Origin of the sequence: Sedimenticola selenatireducens (assembly GCF_963675335.2) — a bacterium.
Taxonomy (GTDB): domain Bacteria; phylum Pseudomonadota; class Gammaproteobacteria; order Chromatiales; family Chromatiaceae; genus Sedimenticola; species Sedimenticola selenatireducens.
Genome location: NZ_CAXXYC010000004.1, coordinates 1,648,854 through 1,670,366 on the forward strand (window position 1 = coordinate 1,648,854; position 21,513 = coordinate 1,670,366).

The following is a 21,513-nucleotide window of genomic DNA, read 5'->3' on the forward strand; positions in this document are numbered from 1 at the left end:
TTAAATTTACTGAATTTCAAAGGAATACGTATCTATGTCTGCAAAAGAAGTGAAATTTTCCGATGACGCGCGTCAGAGAATGCTGCGTGGTGTCAATATCCTGGCCGACGCCGTAAAGGTCACTCTGGGTCCGAAAGGCCGCAATGTGGTGCTGCAGAAGAGTTTTGGTGCACCCACCATCACCAAGGACGGCGTCTCCGTTGCCAAAGAGATCGAGTTGTCCGACAACTTCGAGAACATGGGCGCCCAGATGGTGAAAGAGGTCTCTTCCCAGACCTCCGATGTGGCCGGCGACGGCACCACCACGGCAACCGTGCTGGCCCAAGCCATTGTACGCGAAGGTCTCAAGGCCGTTGCTGCCGGTATGAACCCGATGGATCTGAAGCGCGGCATGGAGAAGGGTGCTGCTGCGGCCGTCAAGGCGCTGGCCGAGATGTCCAAGCCCTGCGCCGATGACAAGTCCATCGCTCAGGTGGGTACTATCTCCGCCAACAGCGATGAGAACATCGGCGGCATCATTGCCGAGGCCATGCAGAAAGTGGGTAAAGAGGGTGTCATCACGGTTGAAGAGGGCTCTGCCCTGGAGAACAGCCTGGATGTGGTCGAGGGTATGCAGTTCGATCGTGGCTACCTCTCCCCCTATTTTGTTAACAACCAGCAGAGCATGTCGGTGGATCTGGAAGACCCCTACATCCTGCTGCATGACAAGAAAATCTCCAACATCCGTGATCTGCTGCCGGTACTGGAAGCCGTCGCCAAGGCCGGCCGTCCGCTGCTGATCATTGCCGAGGACGTGGAAGGCGAGGCGCTGGCTACCCTGGTGGTCAACACCATCCGCGGTATCGTCAAGGTCTGTGCCGTCAAGGCCCCCGGCTTCGGTGACCGTCGCAAGGCCATGCTGCAGGATATCGCCATTCTGACCGGTGGTACCGTGATTGCCGAAGAAGTGGGTCTGACCCTGGAAAAGGCCACCCTGAACGAACTGGGTACCGCCAAGAAGATCCAGATCACCAAGGAAGAGACCACCGTCATCGATGGCGCCGGTACCGAGAACGACATCAAGGCCCGGGTTGAGCAGATCCGTGCCCAGATCGAAGAGACCTCTTCCGATTATGATCGTGAGAAGCTGCAGGAGCGTGTTGCCAAGCTGGCCGGTGGTGTGGCCGTGATCAAGGTGGGCGCAGCAACTGAAGTCGAGATGAAAGAGAAAAAGGCCCGCGTGGAAGATGCCCTGCATGCTACCCGCGCTGCAGTTGAAGAGGGTGTGGTGCCCGGCGGCGGTGTCGCCCTGATCCGTGCCCTGGCGGCATTGAAGGACCTGACCGGTGACAACCATGATCAGGATGTCGGTATCAAGATTGCCGCTCGCGCCATGGAAGAGCCGATGCGTCAGATCGTGAGCAATGCCGGTAGCGAGGCCTCCGTGGTCGTGAACAAGGTGGCTGAAGGTGAAGGCAACTTCGGCTTCAACGCCTCCAACGGTGAGTATGGCGACATGGTCGAGATGGGTATCCTGGATCCCACCAAGGTGACCCGCACCGCGCTGCAGAACGCCATCTCCGTGGCTGGTCTGATGATCACCACCGAGGCTATGGTTGCTGATGAACCCGCCGATGACTCGGCTGGTGGCGGCATGCCGGATATGAGCGGCATGGGCGGCATGGGCGGTATGGGCGGCATGATGTAATCGCTGTCCCGGAGCTATCCGCTCTGATCAAAACCCTGCCTGGCGCTGCCCGGCAGGGTTTTTTTGTTTCGTTCCAATTTTGTTTTGGTGTTGTTTTGGCTTGGCGATTCGCCCATGGAGGGGTTTATACCGCAATGCACACGACTCCATGGATGGTGGCGATAGAGCGAAGCTGGAGGCCAGCGCCAAAGGATGTGCGTGAGCGGATTTGCCCGGTCGGAACGGTTTCAGTTGGTAGGTCGAATTAGCGACAGCGTAATCCGACAATCAATTCACGCTCCCGGTACCGGCGACCTCGTCGGGTTGTGCCTTCGGCTAACCCGACCTACACAGCTTTTGTGCGCACAGGCAGTCAGAGGATTCGGCCAAGCGAACGCGCATCCGCCATTCACCTTTGCCGGGAGTGGCGGTACGATGGGCGGTGCCCACTTCCGTGAACAATCCGACCAACCAGATTTTTGAGAAACCTATGCAGCCGTCTGAACACCCCGCACGAGAAGCAGAAAACAAATGGCGTCACTGGCAGTCTGTATCGCCTGAACTGGGCGCCGAGCTCTGTTCGGTGGCGGGATTCGAGGCGGAGTTGCTGAGGGTATGGGAAGGGAGCGACTTCGTTGCCCAGCACTGCCTGAAGCAGCCTGAGTTGTTGATGCGGCTGCAGCGTTCCGGAGTACTGGCGCACAGCTATAGCGACGGAGAATTGGATCGCCTGCTTGGTGCCAGGCTGGACGAAGTGACGGATGAGCCGGCATTGCACAGGGAGTTGCGGCGTTTTCGCAATGAGCAGATGGTGCGGATCATCTGGCGTGACCTGACCCAGGCGGCACCGTTGGCTGAGACTCTGGAGGATCTCTCGGCGTTGGCCGATGCCTGTGTGTCGCGGGCCCTTTCCCTGCTCTATGCCTGGCTGACGGAGAAGCAGGGCACGCCCCGTAATGCGGCAGGTGAGCAACAGTATCTGGTGGTGCTGGGCATGGGTAAGCTGGGTGCCCGGGAGCTTAATCTCTCTTCCGATATCGATTTGATTTTCGCCTACCCGGAGCCGGGCGAGACTGACGGCGCCCGCCCAACATCCAATGAGCAGTTTTTTATCCGTCTCTGTCAGCAGTTGGTCAAGGCGCTCAACAGCCAGACTGTGGATGGTTTTGTATTCAGGGTGGACGCCCGGTTGCGCCCCTTCGGTGATGCGGGGGCGCTGGCCTTGTCATTTGATGCCATGGAGACCTACTACCAGTCCCATGCCCGGGAGTGGGAGCGCTACGCCATGATCAAGGCGCGGGTGGTGGCCGGTGATGCGGCAGCGGGTCGGGAGATCATGGCCATGTTGCAGCCGTTCATCTATCGCCGTTATCTCGATTTTGGTGCCATCGAATCGATCCGTGACATGAAGCGGTTGATCGGTCGTGAGCTGAAACGCAAGGGCATGGCCGACAACGTCAAGCTGGGTCCGGGTGGTATTCGTGAGATTGAGTTTATCGGCCAGGCGTTCCAGCTGATTCGCGGTGGCCGGGAACCTGAACTGCAGATCCGACCTATTCTGCCGGTGTTGCAAGTATTGGGTGAGAAGCAGCAACTTTCTCCCGAAGAGGTTACGGAATTGACCGAGGCCTACCGCTTTCTGCGCTTGGTGGAGAACCGAATTCAGGCGTGGAAGGACCGGCAGACTCATCTGCTACCGGAGAGTGAATCCGGCCGCCTGCGTATTGCCCGCGCCATGGGGTATACCGACTGGGGGCAGTTCTTTGCAGTCCTGGAGCGGCATCGGGTCAAGGTCCAATCCCACTTTGATAATGTATTCGCGCTCAGTGAGGAGGTAACGGCTGATTTGCCGTTGCAGGCGGTCTGGGATCAGGAACTGGATGATGAGCAGGCCGCCAAACGATTGGAACAGTCAGGCTTCAGCGAGGGTGCGGTAGTGCTGTCCCGGCTGGAAAGTTTTCGTCAGGGACACGCCTGTCGCAGCCTGGGCACCCGTGGCCGCCATCGCATGGAGCAGTTGATGCCGGTATTGCTGGAGGCGGTGGCGCAATCTCCGGCTCCGGATGTGACACTGGAGCGGATACTCCGGATTATCGAGTCGATTGCCCGGCGCACCTCCTATCTGGCTCTGCTGGTGGAAAATCCCACCGCGCTCACCCAATTGGTCAAGCTGGCCGGTATCAGCCCCTGGATTGCCCAGCAGGTGGCCCGGCATCCGCTGCTGTTGGATGAAATGCTGGATCCGCGCAGGCTCTATACCCCGCTTAAAAGGGAGCGCCTGGAAGCGGAACTGGCAACAGCCTTGGCCGCCGTCGACAAGGATGATCAGGAGCAGCAGATGGAGCGGATGCGCCAGTTTACCCAGAGCAACATGTTGCGGGTGGCAGCGGCCGATCTCACTGGCGTGATTCCGCTGATGGTGGTGAGTGATTATCTCACCGAAATTGCCGAGACCATTACTTGCAAGGTGATGGAGCAGGCGTGGGATCTCCTGGTCGCGAAGCATGGCCGGCCCAGCAACGTCAGTGGGGATGGAAATGGCTTTGCGGTGATCGGTTACGGCAAACTTGGCGGGATTGAGCTGGGCTATGGCTCCGATCTGGATATGGTGTTTCTGCATGGCAATGACAACCCGAACCTGATGACGGATGGCAAACGCCCGGTGGCCAATGACCTTTTCTATGCCCGCATGGGTCAGCGCATGATTCATATGTATACCACCCGCACTCCGGCCGGCACGCTGTACGAGGTAGACATGCGCCTGCGTCCCAACGGCAATTCCGGCATGCTGGTCAGTTCGCTGGAGGCATTTGAGGAATACCAGAAAAACGCCGCCTGGACCTGGGAACATCAGGCGCTGCTGCGGGCGCGGGCGGTGGCCGGTGATCCGGCGGTGATCCAGCAGTTTCAGCGCATCCGCCGTGAGGTGTTGTCACGCGAGCGCGATCCGGAAAAGCTGCGTGCGGATGTGCGGGAGATGCGCGAGAAGATGCGCGGGTCGCTGGATAAGAGTAACGGCCAGCAATTTGATATAAAGCAGGGTGTCGGCGGTATCGCCGATATTGAATTTATGGTTCAATACAGCGTTCTGCGCTGGGCGTACAAACACCCCGATCTGCTTGATTGGACAGATAATATTCGTCTGCTTGACTCACTTGCGCGGCACCGTCTGTTTGAAGGGGAAGTTGCTGAACTCCTGGCTGAGAATTACCGGGCGTTACGTGCCGTCTATCATCGCAAGGCGCTGAGTGAGCTGCCGGGACTGGTTCCTGAGGATGAGTTGTTACGGGAACGGGAAGCGGTGCAGGCGTTGTGGCAGCGGCTGATGCTGGCGTGACTGGCCAGGTCTTGAGGTTGTGGTTCTGTTCCAGGTGTTGATGCCTAATGCCAAGCCCTGTAGGAGCGGTGCGCCCGCCGCGATAATCGACCCTATGGTGGTGCGCTGGCCAATCGGCCCGGGGGCGGGCCTCCTACAGGTGGGGCAGGAGCGGCTTCAGCCGCGAAATTAGCGGGCAGACTACGCTGTAGGGTGGATAAGCGAAAGCGCATCCACCACGGCAATGGTGGATGCGCCTACCGGCTTATCCACCCTACGAAACCCAGGCAGCCCCCTGTCGGGCAGATAGCTGATTATTTACAATATTGAGTTGAGTGGAGAGAATAAATGGCAAATTTCGCGGACCGTGACGGCTGGATCTGGCTGGATGGCGAGATGGTGCCCTGGCGCGAGGCCAAGGTGCATGTGTTAACCCACACCCTGCATTACGGACTGGGGGTGTTCGAGGGGGTCCGCGCCTACAAGACGGAGCAGGGGCCGGCGATTTTCAAGCTGGAAGAGCACACCCGACGGCTGTTTCAGTCGGCCCACATCATGGGCATGAAGATGCCCTACGACGAGGCCACCCTGAACCAGGCCCAGGTCGATGTGGTGCGGGAGAACGGGCTTGATTCCGCTTATTTGCGGCCGCTCTGTTTCTACGGTTCCGAGGGCATGGGTATCCGTGCCGACAGCCTCGGCGTGCATGTGATGATCGCGGCCTGGGAGTGGGGCGCCTACCTGGGTGAGGATAACCTGAAAAACGGCATCCGCATTCGCGTCTCCTCCTATACCCGCCATCAGGTCAACTCCATGATGTGCAAGGCGAAGGCGACCGGTAACTACATCAACTCCATGCTGGCGCTGCAGGAAGCGGTGAATGATGGCTACGATGAGGCGTTGATCCTGGACGCCAGCGGCTATGTGATGGAAGGCTCGGGTGAGAACTTCTTCCTGGTCAAGGATGGTGTCATCTACACCCCGGATCTTACCTCGGTGCTGAACGGCATTACCCGCAAGACCATCTTCACCTTCACCCAAGAGCTGGGAATTCCGATTGTTGAAAAGCGCATCACCCGGGACGAGGTGTACATTGCCGATGAGGCATTTTTTACCGGTACGGCGGCCGAGGTGACTCCGATTCGTGAGGTGGACAACCGCACTATCGGCAACGGTGGCCGTGGACCGATTACCGAAAAGCTGCAGACGCTCTATTTCGATCAGGTGCATGGTCGCCGGGCCGAGCATCCGGAGTGGCTGACCTACGTGTGAGCGCTCCTCAGAAACAGAGGACAGCTGTAGGTCGCGTTAGCCGAAGGCGTAACCCGACCGATAGAGCGGGTGCGCCGGATTACGCCGTGCTAATCCGGCCTACGATCTTGCGAACCGCATCCTACCAGTCCGGAGGTTGGTGACGGGCACGCCCGATTGCCCGAGGTCGGAGTCAATATTGCCAGGTTTTTTGGATTTCATCACGACGCAGCGGATTCAGATTTGACTCCCACTCTTCAGCAACAGAAAGCGCGCAGCGGCAAGCCGCTGGTCATCTGGCGGCTGACCGATGGCAAGCCAGGACATGAAAACCAGTCCCTCGGTCTGTGTCTGGCCCTGGCCCGACAACTGAGGGTTGATCGGCACGATATACCGGTAGGCGGCCGGCTGGGCCAGCTGACGCAGTGGCTGAGCGGCTGTTTTCCGCCAGGCCGCCAGTTGCCGTCACCCGACCTGATCCTGGGGGCGGGGCACCGGACCCACGTGGCGCTGCTGGCCGCACGGCGGGCTTTCGGTGGAAGAGCCGTGTTGATCATGAAACCCTCCCTGCCGCTTAGCCTGTTCGATCTCTGTGTGATCCCGGAGCATGACGGCGTGACTGGAGACAACGTATTCGTCACCAGAGGTGTGATGAACACTATCTCTCCCTGTAGGAGCGGCGCCCCGGCCGCGAAACAGCCGGCTGGAGAAGTTGCACCAGAGCGGGGTGACGCTTCGCAGGCACTGATCCTGCTGGGCGGAAACTCACCCCACTATATCTGGCGGGATGAGGCGGTACTGGAGCAGCTCGGGGCTATTGTACGGCAACAGCCTGAAGTGCGATTTGTCCTGAGTGACTCCCGCCGCACACCGGCAGGCTGTATGGATAAAATAGCCGCCCTCGAATTGGCCAATCTTACCTTGATCCCCTGGCAACAGACCGGCCCCGGGTGGGTGTCTGGGCAACTCGACTTGAGTCGCGCCGTCTGGGTCAGCGAGGATTCGGTCTCCATGGTCTATGAAGCCCTCACCTCGGGTGCGATGGTAGGGTTGATTACCCTGGAGCAGCAAAAAACCGGTCGTATCAGCCGCGGTGTGGAGCGGCTGATCGAGGGTGGCTGGGTGATGCCTTTCCGGCGCTGGCAGGAGACAGGCGCGTTAGCCGTGCCGCCGGGCCGCTTCAACGAGGCAGACCGCTGTGCCGATTGGATGGTGGAACAATGGCTGAGAAAAAACTGACCGTCCTGCAGATGCTGCCTGCGCTGGAAGGTGGCGGTGTGGAGCGGGGTACGCTTGAAGTGGCTGAGGCCCTGGCAGGCCGTGGCCATCGGTCACTGGTGATCTCCGCCGGCGGGCGCATGGTGCAGCAGTTGGAGGCGGAAGGGAGTGAGCATTTCTGCTGGCCGGTGGATCGCAAGACGCCCTGGACCCTGCGGCTGATCTGGCCATTACGGCGCTTTCTGAAAGAGCAGGGCGTGGATATCCTGCACTTTCGCTCACGGGTTCCGGGCTGGGTTGCCTACCTGGCCTGGCGGGGTATGGACCGGCACTCGCGTCCGCGATTGATCTCAACTGTACATGGGCTGCACTCGGTTTCCGCCTACAGCGCGGTCATGACCAAAGGCGAGCGGGTGATTGCGGTGTCAAAAACTGTCCAGCGATATATTCTGGAAAACTACCCGTCGACCCCGCCGGAGCGAATCAACCTGGTCTATCGGGGTGTGGACCCGGCGGCTTTTCCCTACGGATACAAGCCGGCAGACGAGTGGCTGACCAATTGGTATAAAGAATTCCCGCAGCTGCGGGGCAAGAAAGTTCTTACCCTGGCCGGCCGTATTACCCGACTGAAAGGCCACCATGATTTTATCGATCTGATCCAAATGCTTATCGAAGACGGTATGCCTGTGCACGGATTGATTGTCGGGGGCAAAGACCCCAGAAGGTTGGCGTACGCCGAAGAGTTGCAGGAAAAGATATCCAGCCTGGGTTTGCAGGGTGACATCACTTTCACCGGCAATCGCTCGGATATACGTGATGTGTATGCGGTTTCCGACCTGGTGCTCTCATTATCAACCAAGCCGGAGTCGTTCGGCCGCTCCGTATTGGAGGCGTTGAGCATGGGTGTCCCGGTTGTCGGCTATGATCATGGTGGCGTTGGCGAGATACTGAAGGCCCTGTTTGTTGAAGGACTAATTCCGTTGTCTGATATTGACCAGCTAAAAAACAGGGTCAAAAAGTTGTTGAACTCAAGGTGTTGTGTGGAAAAGAACAAGGTGTTTTTACACGCTTCAATGATTGAAAAAACCTTGGCGATTTATGCGGAGTGCTCACGATGACCGCATTGTTTCTTGTGCTGGCAGGTGCCGCGCTGTTGCTCTTTTCTCATCGCTACGCCTGGTGGCGTTCCGCTGTCGATTATCATCGCCCGAGAATCCTGATGTATCACATGGTGTCCAATCACCGACCGGGCGCACGCTTCAACAAGTTGCGGGTGAAGCCTACGATGTTTGAGCAACAGGTGCGCTGGCTGAAAGAGCATGGCTGGCACTTTGCGACCATGGGCGAACTGATGCAGAACCGTGCGTTGCCGAAAAAAACTGTGGCGATTACGTTTGATGATGGCTATGAGGATAATTATCTGCAGGCATTTCCTGTTCTGAAAAAGTATGCTGCAAAGGCGACGCTGTACCTGGTAGTCGACCGCTTTGACCGTGACTGGTCCACCAACAAGAAATCCCATCATGACAGCGGCGAATTGATGCAGGAGCCGAAGCTCACCGATGTGCAGGTCAAGGAGATGCTCGCTTCAGGATTGGTTGAGCTGGGTGGTCATACCATGACCCATGCAAACCTGATTCGACTGGATCGCGAAGATAAGGTCAGAGAGATTGTGGCTGCCAGGACGGAACTGCAGGAGAGCTTTGCACAGGACATCAGCAGTTTCGCCTACCCGTTCGGTATTTATGACGCGGAGGATGTATCCATTTGCGCCGATGCCGGCTTTTTATCTGCCGTGACCACGGTGGAAGGTATAGACCGGGATCGGTTTTCCAATCCTTATCTGCTGAAGCGGGTAAAGATCAGCGGCAAGGACTCCATGTTTGCCTTCGGGTTGCGCATGAAAACCGGCCTGCGAGGCTGGAAGCGATGAGGGTCTGTGAAATCATGGCTGGCAATGAGGATGGCGGCCTTGAAAATCATTTTATCGATTTGGCCAATGCGCTTGTCCGAAACAATGAAGTGCATGTAATCGCGCATGCCCGCTATGCGGAGAGGTTTTCAAATGAAGTCAATTTCCATCCGTTGGACTTGAGCCGTAGTAGAAAAAACCCGCTTACGCTTTATCGCTTGCTGAATATGATCAAGGCTATCAGGCCTGACGTTGTGCATGCGCATGCGAACAAGGCGGCGGCAATGGTTACGAGTTTGCGACGCTGGATATCCGCTCCCTGCGTAGCGACCATCCATAGCCTGAAACGCAATACCGGCATGTTTGAGCATTTTGATCACCTGATTGCCGTCAGCAAAGGTGTCGCGCGGGGGATCAGAAACCAGTCGGTGACGGTTATCTACAATGGTCGTAACCGATGTTCCGAAATCATTCAACGGTCGACCGATGTTGCGATGGAGGCAAGGACCATAACCTGTATTGGTCGCCTGGTGCATGTCAAAGGGATTGATGTGCTGTTAAAGGCGTTCAGTAAAATCGACAACCAGCGCGTCCAATTGCAAATCGTTGGGGAGGGTGATGCCCGGCATCACCTGGAGTCCCTGGCGGACGAGCTGGGGTTGGGCGAACGTGTCTCGTTTTTGGGAAACAGGGAGGATATCGAATCCCTGTTGGCGGAAACCGACCTGGTGGTTATTGCGTCGCGACGCGAAGGTTTTCCTCTGGTCTTGGTTGAGGCGCTGCTGTGCCACAGGCCCGTAGTCTCTACACGAGTACCGGGGGCAGCAGAAATCCTGCCCCAAGAGGTGTTGGCGGATATCGAAAACCCGGATAGCCTGGCGGACCGATTGAGCTGGTCTCTGGCCGATGCGCAGCGACTTGAGAAGACCTTTGTTCCCGTGTTCAAGTTTGCTGAAGCAGCATTGACACATGACCATCAGGTGTCGGCAACCGAAACGGTGTTGCAAGATGTAGCACGAAGAGGGAAGTTATGCGCAAGCTGACGGTGTGGTGCCTGAGCGATGGTGTTCCCGGACATTTTAATCAAACCAAGGGACTCATCAAGTCGCTTGAGCATGGCTTTAGAGTGGAGATGCTATGGATTGATAGCAGGCTCAAGGCCCCTCCTCTTAGAAAGTTGATGCGAAAACTGTTAAACAGTAATACACAGCGCTATGCCCGTTGGATTGAAAAACTGTATGCGACCCAAATACCCGCGAAAAGGGGATCACCGGATCTGATTGTTTCCACCGGTGGCAATACCGCCTATATCAATATCGCGCTGGCACATAAGTACAAATGCAAAAACTTCTTTATCGGGTCACTGCGTGGTCTGGATGCATCGCTGTTTACCAGAGTGTTTACTATTGAGCCGGTCGGCGCTGCCAACAATATAGTCATGCAGCTGGCGCCCACGCCGGTCGGTTGGTCTGAGTTGGAGGCCGCAGGCAAGCAGTTCAAAAATAACAGCAGCGATCATTTATGGACCATGCTGATAGGCGGGAGTACCCGGGAATACCGCTATGGGTCGCGTGACTGGTCTGATATTGCGGATTCCATGAATCAACTGGCAGCAAGGCATCATATAAAATGGCTGGTGACAACATCGCGCAGAACAGACGATGCGGCCGAGAAAATACTTCGCGAGCAATTGGATCCAGCTATTATTGCCGACGCAGTCTGGTATAAAACGGAGCCGCGTAAAATAATGGCCGCTTACCTCGGTGCGGGTGAACAGATATTTTGTACCGAAGACAGTTTGTCCATGCTGACCGAGGCGGTCAGTGCCGGAAAACCAGTCACCTCAATACAGCCTAAAGATTTTAAACCGGAAATCAGATATGAAAATGCGCTGTGCAGGCTGGTTGCGAAAGGTTGGATCAGCAGGGTTCCGGCCAGCGACCTGCTGTCCAGAGAATACGCTGAATCCACGAAACATACAGAAGATCCAAATATTCAGCTATGGCGGCAGATAAGTGAGTCACTGGATCTGTTATCCAAATCGTTGTCATAATCGTGGCGTTGCAGATGGGGTGATACAGGTGGCGACTAGGTATGGCTGTCTCCTGACAGATCTGGTGCCCAGGGCGGTGACCATGCGATGTGACATTTATATATGGCACGATCATTCGCAGTATGATTGATTAAAGGGTAGTCGGGGTATGAGAATCAGTATTTTAAACGATACCAGCAAGAATTCGAACTGGGGTTGTGCAGCCACAGTTCATGGCTTACGCCAGTCCTTGGCGGACGTGTTCAATCCTTCTGTCATGGACAGTATTGAATTACAGCCGCTCCCATATAAAAAAATAAAACTGCTGCGCAATCGTTCGGTAAGTGCGGTTGCCAGATGTCTGGCAGACCCGCAACACACAACAGGGCAATTAGCCACCCAACTGGAAAAGCTCAATTTTAAAAATACGGACGGTCCGTTACCGGATTTATTGGTTTTAAATGGCGAGGGGGGCATTCATTCTAAATCAGGACATCTGATGCGATTTTTGGGTGTCGCGAAATTGTTTAAGGAACTCGGTGCCAGGGTGTCGGCTGTAAACCAGTCTGTTGACCTGGGTGTCAATAGTAGAGAAGCCAAAATACTAGGTATTGTGTACCGCTCCCTGGATTTTGTAAGCGTGCGTGAACCAATATCCCTCAGATTGTTGCAACAGATTGGTGTTCACGATGCGGTGCTGGTGCCGGATGCCGCGTTTTCGGTGACGCTAGCGACTCAGGATGAAAAAAATGAGGTGGCATCCCGGCTGGAATTGCCCGAACGCTACGTATGCCTGACTGGTTCATCCGATATCACAAAAAGATCGGGCAACATATTTCTTAAATTATATGAGTGCCTCAAACAGGTATCCGGTCTGCCTGTTGTCATGATGGCCAGTACCAAGACGGACAAGGCACTTGCAAAGATTCTGCGGGCACATGATCCATCGGTAATGGTTATGACTGATGCCTATGATTATCGCAGTGCTCTGGCAGTCATCTCTGGGGCGGATCTGTTGGTCGGTGGACGCTTCCACCCGACTATCTTTGCCGCCAGGGAGGGAACGCCGGTTGTGCCATTTAAAGGGAATACGCATAAAATGGAGGGCCTGATGGAGCTTCTGTCTTATCCAATTGATCCGATCGACTGGCATGATTTGGCGGATTGTGAGACACAGATAAAATATGCGCTGAATGATCATCAGGCATTGGGGCAATTATTGGCAGTGAATAGCGAGCAGCGTGCTGATGAGGTTATTCGGCTTGCGGTATAGTCGATAACGTAAAATATTTTTGCACATATGCACGTAGTCAAACACTATTCGTCATCTGACTCGATTGCCACAAGAACAAGGTCTGTACAAGCGGAAGTTTCAGGTGGCGTGATTCTCCTTTGAAGGTCCAGGCGTATACAAGATGCTGGTTAAAAATAAAAATGCATAGAATGTGTGGTGGCTATATAGATACCAATTAACCCACATCACTGTCAGCCAAAATATAGGGAAGGCCACGCGAAAAGCTCGCAATGCATCGGTAGAGTGCCAGCCCTGCCACAACATATAGCCAAACATTGCCATAAATAGGGTGCCGCCCAGCAGGCCAAATTGCACCAGCATCACCAAGTACATATTGTGGGGTTGCGTTATATGCGTCTGATAGGCGCTGCGTTCATTTGCACGCGCATAGGCATCCAAATAGCTACCCGTGCCATGCCCAAACAACGGAGCTTCCAGGAAAGCATTGAAATAATTTATGTTGAGTGCGATGCGAATGCCCACTGAGCTGTTTTGTCCACCCTCTTCAAAATGCATGACTTCCTCGATGGCGAGGTCGGCTCTTTCCTGAAATACGGGTATAAATTGATAGGCCGAATAGAATAAAAGCGCGCTCGCCAACACAAATGTGACTACCCCGTTTAGCCAGCGCCGGCCAAAATACATCATTAACAGTACAAACAGTAGGACGAAAAAACCCACTTGCCCCCCGCGGCCGCCCGTGATCGAAAGGTTAACCAGCACCGCAACCAAAAATCCAATCACAGCTAACAAACGCCAGCGATCTTTTGGTCTATCAAACAGTAAGAAATGGACGAGCAATGCTGCCGTCAGTGATGCGTAAATTGTATAGTAGGGGTAGGACATAAAAGGCGACGGAATAGCATCCGTGGCTTTGCCGAACGGTGCTATAACGCCTAGCCAAAGCAGATACGAGGTCAGTTCACTCAATACCATTCCCAATAAAAATGCCGCGAGCAAAAACGGTACATTTTCCCGTCGCACGTACATCATAAAAAACGGTATAAGCAAAAACTTCCATCCGCGTGAAAAGGTTTGCCCCGCCATGTCGGTATCGCTTGTCCATAAAAAACCCAATATATGTAAAGCAACCAGGGCCAAGGCTATATAACTCAGCGGTTGCCCCGCCACCAAGGCGAGGCGTGCTTTATAACGCCGCTCCAGCAAAAACAGCAACAGAATAAAACCTAGCGAGATACTGACCAGGGCTGGTGAAAATGAAAGGCTAAAGCCCAGAATCCCCAAAAACCGCAGTGCCGTTTTATCAAAATCGAGTGTTGTTAAAAAGTCAGGGAGGCGGAACGTCATTTCTACACCTTTTTGCGCGGTCTTGTTGGGATGGGAATTTCTAAAAAAGAGGGAACTTTACATGCAGGTTGCCCGCATGCCAAGCGAGTCATTGTGGAGAATGTCGATTGCGGTATTGCGCTCTTCCTGTTGATGAAAATCGTGTCACGGTTGCATCTCATTTGAAGCATTCTACTGTCCCGCGCTGTCATTGCGACTTTTCTGCCGGTCGCTACGATGATTTATAAAATTATGGATCTGTAGTGGCGTATGATGACTGGTTTGTTGTCGGTCCACTATTAATTGCGAGTGAGTATATAAACACTCACTGCTCCCTTCCCTTGCTACAAGATATTTCAGTAAACTGCGGGTTCCCCGGCCGGTCGCGTCTTAAATCGTCGGTGAATCCAGAAATATTGTTCTGGTGCTTCCAGGATCGCCTGCTCCAGCAGGGTATTGAGGTGCCGGGTATCCTGTTCGTCATTACCGGCACCAAATCCTTCGAGTGGGGGGTGCACGGTAATAACATAGGTGCCATCAGCCTGACGCCTGGGGAAATAGGCGATTACCGTCGCCTTGCCCATGGCGGCAAAGCGCGAGGTGGCGGTTATAGTGGCGGCAGGGATACCGAAGAATGGGATAAACAGGGCATGATCCAGGCCGTAGTTCTGGTCATAGGCGTAGAAAATCGCCTGTCCACGACGCAGGCAGCGAGTCATGGTTCGGGTGTTGTCCCGTGTAAGCAGGGGGCCTAGTCGACGTTGGCGGGCTCGCAGCAGCAGCAGGTCCGACAGCGGGTTTTTCATGGGACGGTACAGTGCGCCGGTTGGGTTGTGCAGGCCCAGCATGTGTCCGGTCAATTCCATCATGCTGAAGTGTCCGGTGACCATCAGTAGCCCTTTGCCGCTTTCACGGGCTTGTTTAATGTGTTCAAGGCCGTCAATCCTGACCCGGCTTTTCAGTTCATCATCACTACCCCACCAAGATAGGGAGGTTTCGAAAATCCCCATACCGATCGCTTCAAAATGTTTTTTCAGCAGCTGTTGTTGTTGCTCGGCAGATAGATCAGGAAAGCAGAGGCTGATATTGGTGCGGGCAATATGTACGCGTCGTGGTAACAGGTATCGCGCGAGTCGGCCTAGTTGTCGGCCGATACTCAATTGGATGTTGAAGGGCAGTAGACTGAGCAGTCTGAGGACTCCCAGTCCGATCCAGGTGGGCCAGAAACGGGGGTGAATAAAACGTTGCCAGGGGAATCTGTCTTGCTGTGCAGTTTCGGTTGTCATGCGGTGTTTATCCAGCAGAAAACTGGAGTTGATGGAGTTTTTTGTAAAGACCGCCTTGAGCGAGCAGTTCACTGTGGGAGCCGGATTCAACAATATGCCCATCTTTCAGTACCACGATACGATCGGCGTTTTCGATGGTGGAGAGTCGGTGCGCGATGGTGATGGTTGTCCGGCCCGATCTGAGTCGGTCCATCGCCTCCTGGATCAGTTGTTCGGATTCCGTATCGAGGGCGGAGGTGGCCTCATCGAGGATCAGGATGGGGGCGTCCTTTAGCAGGGCGCGGGCAATGGCCAGGCGCTGGCGCTGGCCGCCGGAGAGTCTGACCCCGTTATCCCCGATGGTGGTGTCGAGTCCTTCCGGCATCCGCTCAATGAACTCCAGGGCATTGGCGGCACGGGCCGCTTCCCGGATCTGCTCATCCGTGGCTTGGCTGTTGATGCCGTAGGCGATATTGGCGCGAATGCTGTCGTTGAACAGGAAGACATCCTGGGACACCAGGGAGACGTTGGCACGCAGCACCGATAGAGGCAGGTCACAGATATCGGTCTGGTCAATCAGGATCTGGCCGCGGCTGGGCCGGTAAAACAGGGGTATCAGGCTGGCCAGGGTGGTTTTGCCGCTGCCGGAGGGGCCGACCAGCGCAATGTTTTCACCCGGTGCGACCTTAAGCTGGATATCGCCCAGGGTGGGAGTTGCCTTATCCTCGCTTTGCTCCCTGTGCTCCCCATAGTGGAACTCCAGGTCACGCCACTCCAATAATCCATTAGGTGACGGCAGATCGATCTTGCCCTGGTCCGGCTCCGGCTGCTCATCAAGCAGTTCAAATACACTTTCAGCTGCGGCAAGTCCCCGTTGCAGTTCATTATTAATGCTGGTGAGCTTTTTCAGCGGCGACAGGATCATGGCCATGGCGCCAAAGAAGGCGACGAACTCGCCGACGGTAAAGCTGCCGGTCGCCGACTGTTGGGCTGACAAGTAGGCCAATAACGCCAGACCACAGACTGCCAGCAGCTGATTTACCTGAACACTGCTGTTGTGAGCAAGCGCCGCCTTCATTTTGAATTGGCGTACCTTGTTGGCCGACTCGAAGAAGCGGCTTGTCTCATGTGCATGGCCGCCGAACAACTTGATTACCTTGTTGCCGGCGATCACCTCCTCCAGCACATGGGTCATCTCCCCCATGCGTTTCTGCAGCGAGCGGTTGATTATGCGTAAGCGCTTACTGACTACACGGACGAAGAATGCCACGGCGGGGATTAACGCGAAGGCGATCAGCGTCAGTCTCCAGTTGAGGTAGAGCATCAGGCCCAGCAAGCCGAGTATGGCCACCGAGTCCCGGACCAGGGTGACGATCACGGAAGAGGCCGAGCTGGTGAGCTGTTCCACATCGTAGGTCACCTTGGATAGCACCACGCCGGCCGAATGATTGTCATAAAAGCGGGTGGGCAGGACCAATAGCTTTTGCAGCATTAACTCCCGCAGATTGAGCACCACCCGGGTGGCCACAGACTCCATGGCAACCGAGCTGACAATAGTCGCCAGGCCCTGGATCAGGGCCAGACCGATCAACATCAGGGGTACCAGGATGATCATTTGTGGATCTTTTTCGACAAAACTGCCGTCCAGCAAGGGCTTCATCAGATAGGGCATGGCGGGCTGGGTGGCCGCCAGTACGATGGTTCCCAGGATGGAAACCAGGAATATCCGCCAATGCGGGCGGACATGTTGCAGGAGCCTTTTGTACTGGGCGAGGGATGTCATGTGATCGGCTGTTGCGCCAGGCGTCATTAAGTGGCTGTTTAAAAAGGCTTATTGGAGATGATGCAGGGCGCATGATAACCGAAAACCCCTGTCTGGTGCACCGGTTTTTCGGTATACATCTGATTTGTGTAGGGGGTGGAGTTTGTCTAACAGTACATAGTGCCTGTTTTTGAGAAAATCCGCGGGTGCGTCAAAGCTTCCGCCCCATATTTCCCGGGATTCGCAGGTCGTGTTAGCCGGTAGGTGTGACCCGACATATTCCACGGCCGGCATCCCATCTGAAATCTGGGATGGTTTAATAATTATATCGGTTCGGGATTAATTGAATATTTCGTCGCTGATAACCGCGAAGACGCACCACGCACCCAACGCCACGCTAAAGCGTGGCAATACTATCCGTTGGCACTTCGATACGATTCTGCTGGCCAATCAGATTAAGCAGGATAATCGCCCGGTTCTCCGCGCGTTGCTCGCTGAAAATGGCCTCATAATCGGCAAACGGGCCGCTTACCAGCCTTACCCGATCTCCTTTATTGAAGGTTTTGGCTGGTGGCCTGTGGAGGCCATCAGCCTCGGCCCTCTGTTGGATGGCCGTGATCAACTGATCGGAGATTATGGCTGGGTTCATCCCCACCCGCACCAGGGAGCTTACCCCTCGGGTCGATCGAATGGGGGTCCAGTCATCCAGCCCGGCGGTCAGGCGAATAAACAGATAACGAGGGAAAAGGGGGGCGGTGGGGGTACGAGCCTGGCTCGGTTGGCGGATTTCGGGAAGATAAGTGGTGTAACCTTGTCTTTCCAGCTGCTCACGAGCGGTTCTTTCCTGACGTGGTTTTGTGTGTATCAGGTGCCAGGCTGTTTGATTACTCATCCGGATTCCCTTTCTGAAAGAGATGTTTCTCTCCAGAGCCGTATATTGGCGATAAATCTGCGAATGTTCAACTATTGAACGCAAAAGGCGGTACTGGATGCCCTTATGTGGCGGGGTACTTGTTATCCAGAAAGATACTTATTCAAGCGTCGGAATGGGCGCAAGATCACCTTTCGGGGGTGTCCTGTCCGGTGGAATCGGTTATCATGTTCACGACTGAACAGATTCCCAATCTTGCAGGTCATCCAATCAATGCCGTGGTTCCGGGTTTGCGATAAGCGTAAATCCGTGCGGTAGCCTGCCCGAAGCAAACGTTAGCGGTCATATCACAACCCATGGCGAGTCGTCCTGCCTCAGTACAAGAAGATACCCGGTTCCGCGTATTGCGGCTTCTGGAAGAGAATCCTGACATGACTCAGCGTGAGATTGCCGAGGCGCTGGGAATTAGTCTGGGTGGGGTGAATTACTGCATGCGCGCCCTGATAGAGAAGGGCCTCGTTAAGATCCACAACTTCCAAAGCAGTAAAAATAAAATGGGCTATGTCTATCTGCTGACTCCAATGGGTATTGCGGAAAAAGCAGCGCTCACCACTCGTTTTCTCAAGCGCAAGATGCGGGAGTATGAATTGCTGAAGGCCGAGATCGAAACGCTTGAAAAAGATATTGAGCAGATGCGGATAAACGGGGGGTGAGGGATGTTTGATGTCAGAGTATCAGATAGCGTACGTCGATGGATCGACTCTTGTAGCGAGAATGCGCGGCGTCCTCCGAACCAGCAGTGATCAGATAATATCTGAATTTTAAGAGTACAAGAAAATGTTCCCAATTATTCAAGATAGAAAATTACGTATTGCCATTGTCGGTTGTGGTCGCATCTCCAAAAATCATTTTGGTTCCATTGAAACGCATGCTGAAAATGTTGAGTTGGCGGCCGTGTGTGACAACGACGCCAAAGTGCTCGCCGGACACATGGAGCGATATCAGGTGCCCGGGTACCAGCATCTCGAAGAGATGCTCAAAGTGGAGAAGCTTGACATGGTGGTCCTCTGCACACCGAGTGGTATTCATCCGGACCAGGCCGTACTGGCCGCACGATATAAAGTCCATGTGATGACTGAAAAGCCCATGGCGACCCGCTGGCAGGATGGTGTGCGCATGGTCAGAGCGTGTGATGAGGCTAATGTGCGGCTTTTTGTGGTGAAACAGAACAGGCGCAATACAACTTTGCAGTTGCTCAAGCGCGCCATCGGTGAGAAACGATTTGGCAAGATCCACATGGTCCACCTGAATGTATTCTGGACTCGCCCCCAGGATTACTACGACCAGGCGAAATGGCGTGGTACCTGGGAGTTCGATGGAGGGGCTTTTATGAATCAGGCCAGCCACTATGTGGATCTTCTGGATTGGCTGATAGGCCCGGTGGATAAAGTCCAGGCAATGATGAGTACCACCCGGGATATTGAGGTGGAAGATACCGGCGTCCTGAACCTTCGTTGGCGTAGCGGTGCGCTGGGCTCGATGAGCGTCACCATGCTGACCTACCCAAAAAACCTGGAGGGGAGCATTACGATCCTTGGAGAGAAAGGTACCGTGCGAGTGGGTGGGGTCGCGGTCAATGATATCCAGCAGTGGGAGTTTGATGAATCTTGCGATTATGATGAGCATATCCAGACCGCCAACTACGAAACCACCTCTGTGTATGGATTCGGGCATCCGCTCTATTACAAAAATGTGATTGAGGTGATGCGTGGAGAGGCGGACCCTGAGACTGATGGACGGGAAGGATTGAAATCACTTGAACTGCTGATTGCAGCTTATCTTTCAGCGCGCGATGGAAATACCGTATCGCTGCCATTGGAGTATTAATAATGAAATATTCCATTCACGCGAGTGCAATTGTAGATGAGGGTGCCGTCATTGGTGATGGATCCCGTGTTTGGCATTTTGCCCATGTCTGTGCTGGCGCACGGATCGGCAAGAATTGTTCACTGGGGCAGAATGTTTTTGTCGGCAACAAAGTCACAATTGGCGATAACTGCAAAATCCAGAACAATGTCTCAGTCTACGACAATGTCTACTTGGAAGACGGTGTGTTCTGTGGTCCCAGTATGGTATTTACCAATGTCTACAATCCTCGGTCACTGATTGAAAGAAAGGATGAGTACCGTGACACAGTGGTCAAAAAAGGCGCGACGCTGGGTGCAAATTGCACGATTGTGTGTGGGGTGATCATCGGATCTTATGCCTTTATTGGCGCGGGCGCAGTTGTAAACAAAGATGTTCCTGCTTATGCCTTGATGGTGGGCGTTCCTGCACGACAAGTCGGTTGGATGAGTGAATTTGGTGAACAGATTAACCTGCCCTTAGAAGGTGTTGGTGATTATACCTGTCCGCACAGTGGGCAACGCTATACTCTTAACGGCAAAAATCTGGAGCAAGTGAGCTGATGAGCATTCCTTTTATTGATCTTAAAACCCAGTATCAAGCTCTCAAGCCGCAGATACAGGAGCGCATTAATCGGGTGCTCGAGCATGGGCAGTACATCATGGGGCCAGAGGTGGCTGAACTTGAGGAAAAGCTTGCGGATTATGTGGGTGTAAAACACTGCATTGCGGTAAGCAGTGGTACGGATTCCCTGCTTATTGCCATGATGGCGCTAGGCATTGGCCGGGGCGATGAAGTGATCACCACACCGTTTACCTTTATCGCCACCGGGGAAATGATCGCATTGTTGGGAGCCACTCCAGTGTTTGTGGATATCGATCCCAGAACTTATAACATTGATCCGGAAAAAATCGAAGCAGCGATTACAACAAAGACGCGAGCGATTATGCCAGTGAGTCTGTACGGGCAATGTGCGGATATGAATGCGATCAATATCATTGCCGATAAACACGGCCTGCCGGTCATCGAAGACGGAGCTCAGTCCTTTGGTGCCACCTACAAGGGTCGTAAGTCCTGTGGCCTGAGTACGATCGGTTCGACCAGTTTCTTCCCAAGCAAACCACTCGGTGGCTATGGGGATGGCGGAGCGCTTTTTACCGATGACGATGAACTGGCCAAGGCAATGCGCGAGATACGCGTCCATGGACAGGATCGGCGATATCACCATCCACAGATAGGGATCAATGGCCGGCTTGATACATTGCAGGCGGCGATCCTGCTGGTAAAACTTGAGCGGTTTGACTGGGAGGTGGAGAGGCGACAGGTTATAGGTCAGCGATATACCGATTTGATAACTTCTCAAGCGCAATCAAAATGTGGTGAGGGGGGGGCTGGTGTATCTGAATGCAAGCAAGATATTACTGAGACCAAAATAATAACGCCATATATTGCGTCCGGTAATACCGTTGTCTTTGCCCAGTACACGATACAGGTAGATAATCGTGATGCAGTGATTCGCCAAATGAAAGAGGCGGGGATTCCCACTGCAGTGCATTATCCCGTTCCGCTTCATCTACAACCGGCATTTGGGCGTGGAGAAAATTCAAGCCGGGGACTGTGCCCAACTGCGGAGTTTGTATCAAGCCGTGTCGTCAGTCTTCCGATGCACCCTGAGCTTGACAGTAAGGTTCAGGAACAAATCACAGGGGTTCTCCTGCGAAGGCGGCCATGAAG

General features: G+C 54.4%; 17 protein-coding genes. 13 read left to right on the forward strand and 4 right to left on the reverse strand.

Annotation, left to right across the window (positions count from 1 at the left end):
* Nucleotides 1-34 precede the first annotated feature (34 nt).
* The 9 genes from groL to ACHZBF_RS18960 all read left to right on the forward strand — a co-directional run bounded on the left by groL (nucleotide 35) and on the right by ACHZBF_RS18960 (nucleotide 12,668).
* On the forward strand, nucleotides 35-1,687 hold the full coding sequence (gene groL, locus ACHZBF_RS18920; protein WP_029134557.1) for a chaperonin GroEL: 1,653 nt from the start codon (nucleotides 35-37) through the stop codon (nucleotides 1,685-1,687).
* 469 nt (nucleotides 1,688-2,156) lie between these two features.
* Nucleotides 2,157-5,003 (forward strand): bifunctional [glutamate--ammonia ligase]-adenylyl-L-tyrosine phosphorylase/[glutamate--ammonia-ligase] adenylyltransferase, encoded by a 2,847-nt coding sequence (gene glnE / locus ACHZBF_RS18925; RefSeq protein ID WP_321529277.1) that lies wholly within the window; start codon nucleotides 2,157-2,159, stop codon nucleotides 5,001-5,003.
* 327 nt (nucleotides 5,004-5,330) lie between these two features.
* On the forward strand, nucleotides 5,331-6,254 hold the full coding sequence (locus ACHZBF_RS18930; RefSeq protein WP_321529278.1) for a branched-chain amino acid transaminase: 924 nt from the start codon (nucleotides 5,331-5,333) through the stop codon (nucleotides 6,252-6,254).
* A 222-nt stretch (nucleotides 6,255-6,476) separates the two neighbouring features.
* Nucleotides 6,477-7,472, forward strand: coding sequence for a mitochondrial fission ELM1 family protein (locus tag ACHZBF_RS18935; protein ID WP_273439549.1), 996 nt, complete (start codon nucleotides 6,477-6,479; stop codon nucleotides 7,470-7,472).
* Nucleotides 7,454-8,569 carry a glycosyltransferase family 4 protein gene (locus ACHZBF_RS18940; RefSeq protein WP_321529279.1) on the forward strand — a complete coding sequence of 372 codons (1,116 nt, stop codon included), beginning with the start codon at nucleotides 7,454-7,456 and terminating at the stop codon, nucleotides 8,567-8,569. The genes ACHZBF_RS18935 and ACHZBF_RS18940 overlap by 19 nt, the downstream gene beginning before the upstream one ends.
* Entirely contained in the window at nucleotides 8,566-9,384 is an 819-nt protein-coding gene (locus ACHZBF_RS18945; RefSeq protein ID WP_321529280.1) for a polysaccharide deacetylase family protein, read from the forward strand. The genes ACHZBF_RS18940 and ACHZBF_RS18945 overlap by 4 nt, the downstream gene beginning before the upstream one ends.
* Nucleotides 9,385-9,398: 14 nt before the next feature.
* Nucleotides 9,399-10,406 (forward strand): glycosyltransferase, encoded by a 1,008-nt coding sequence (locus ACHZBF_RS18950; protein ID WP_321529281.1) that lies wholly within the window; start codon nucleotides 9,399-9,401, stop codon nucleotides 10,404-10,406.
* The gene (locus ACHZBF_RS18955) at nucleotides 10,394-11,416 is read left to right on the forward strand and encodes a mitochondrial fission ELM1 family protein (RefSeq protein WP_321529282.1); all 1,023 of its coding nucleotides are present in this window, start codon (nucleotides 10,394-10,396) and stop codon (nucleotides 11,414-11,416) included. Before ACHZBF_RS18950 ends, ACHZBF_RS18955 begins: the two co-directional genes overlap by 13 nt.
* Before the next feature lie 148 nt (nucleotides 11,417-11,564).
* Nucleotides 11,565-12,668: a polysaccharide pyruvyl transferase family protein gene (locus ACHZBF_RS18960; RefSeq protein WP_321529283.1), complete on the forward strand. Its 1,104-nt coding sequence runs from the start codon at nucleotides 11,565-11,567 to the stop codon at nucleotides 12,666-12,668.
* Nucleotides 12,669-12,767: 99 nt separating this feature from the next.
* Here ACHZBF_RS18960 and ACHZBF_RS18965 read toward each other — a convergent pair whose 3' ends face one another.
* The 4 genes from ACHZBF_RS18965 to rfaH all read right to left on the reverse strand — a co-directional run bounded on the left by ACHZBF_RS18965 (nucleotide 12,768) and on the right by rfaH (nucleotide 17,895).
* The gene (locus tag ACHZBF_RS18965) at nucleotides 12,768-13,997 is read right to left on the reverse strand and encodes an O-antigen ligase family protein (protein WP_321529284.1); all 1,230 of its coding nucleotides are present in this window, start codon (nucleotides 13,995-13,997) and stop codon (nucleotides 12,768-12,770) included.
* Nucleotides 13,998-14,332: 335 nt separating this feature from the next.
* Entirely contained in the window at nucleotides 14,333-15,262 is a 930-nt protein-coding gene (lpxL, locus tag ACHZBF_RS18970; protein ID WP_273439541.1) for an LpxL/LpxP family Kdo(2)-lipid IV(A) lauroyl/palmitoleoyl acyltransferase, read from the reverse strand.
* A gap of 7 nt (nucleotides 15,263-15,269) precedes the next feature.
* Nucleotides 15,270-17,024 carry a lipid A export permease/ATP-binding protein MsbA gene (gene msbA / locus ACHZBF_RS18975; RefSeq protein ID WP_321529285.1) on the reverse strand — a complete coding sequence of 585 codons (1,755 nt, stop codon included), beginning with the start codon at nucleotides 17,022-17,024 and terminating at the stop codon, nucleotides 15,270-15,272.
* A gap of 376 nt (nucleotides 17,025-17,400) precedes the next feature.
* Complete coding sequence (gene rfaH, locus ACHZBF_RS18980; protein ID WP_321529286.1) at nucleotides 17,401-17,895, reverse strand: transcription/translation regulatory transformer protein RfaH; 495 nt, start codon at nucleotides 17,893-17,895, stop codon at nucleotides 17,401-17,403.
* 335 nt (nucleotides 17,896-18,230) lie between these two features.
* On the opposite strand from rfaH, the gene ACHZBF_RS18985 reads away from it, so the two are divergent.
* The 4 genes from ACHZBF_RS18985 (at nucleotide 18,231) to ACHZBF_RS19000 (ending at nucleotide 21,511) form a co-directional block, all read left to right on the forward strand.
* Nucleotides 18,231-18,587 carry a MarR family EPS-associated transcriptional regulator gene (locus tag ACHZBF_RS18985; RefSeq protein ID WP_273439538.1) on the forward strand — a complete coding sequence of 119 codons (357 nt, stop codon included), beginning with the start codon at nucleotides 18,231-18,233 and terminating at the stop codon, nucleotides 18,585-18,587.
* 124 nt (nucleotides 18,588-18,711) lie between these two features.
* A complete protein-coding gene (locus ACHZBF_RS18990) occupies nucleotides 18,712-19,761 on the forward strand; it encodes a Gfo/Idh/MocA family protein (RefSeq protein ID WP_273439537.1) in 1,050 nt (349 codons plus the stop codon).
* Nucleotides 19,762-19,763: 2 nt separating this feature from the next.
* Entirely contained in the window at nucleotides 19,764-20,342 is a 579-nt protein-coding gene (locus tag ACHZBF_RS18995) for an acyltransferase (RefSeq protein ID WP_321529287.1), read from the forward strand.
* Nucleotides 20,342-21,511, forward strand: coding sequence for a DegT/DnrJ/EryC1/StrS family aminotransferase (locus ACHZBF_RS19000; protein ID WP_321529288.1), 1,170 nt, complete (start codon nucleotides 20,342-20,344; stop codon nucleotides 21,509-21,511). The genes ACHZBF_RS18995 and ACHZBF_RS19000 overlap by 1 nt, the downstream gene beginning before the upstream one ends.
* Nucleotides 21,512-21,513 lie beyond the last annotated feature (2 nt).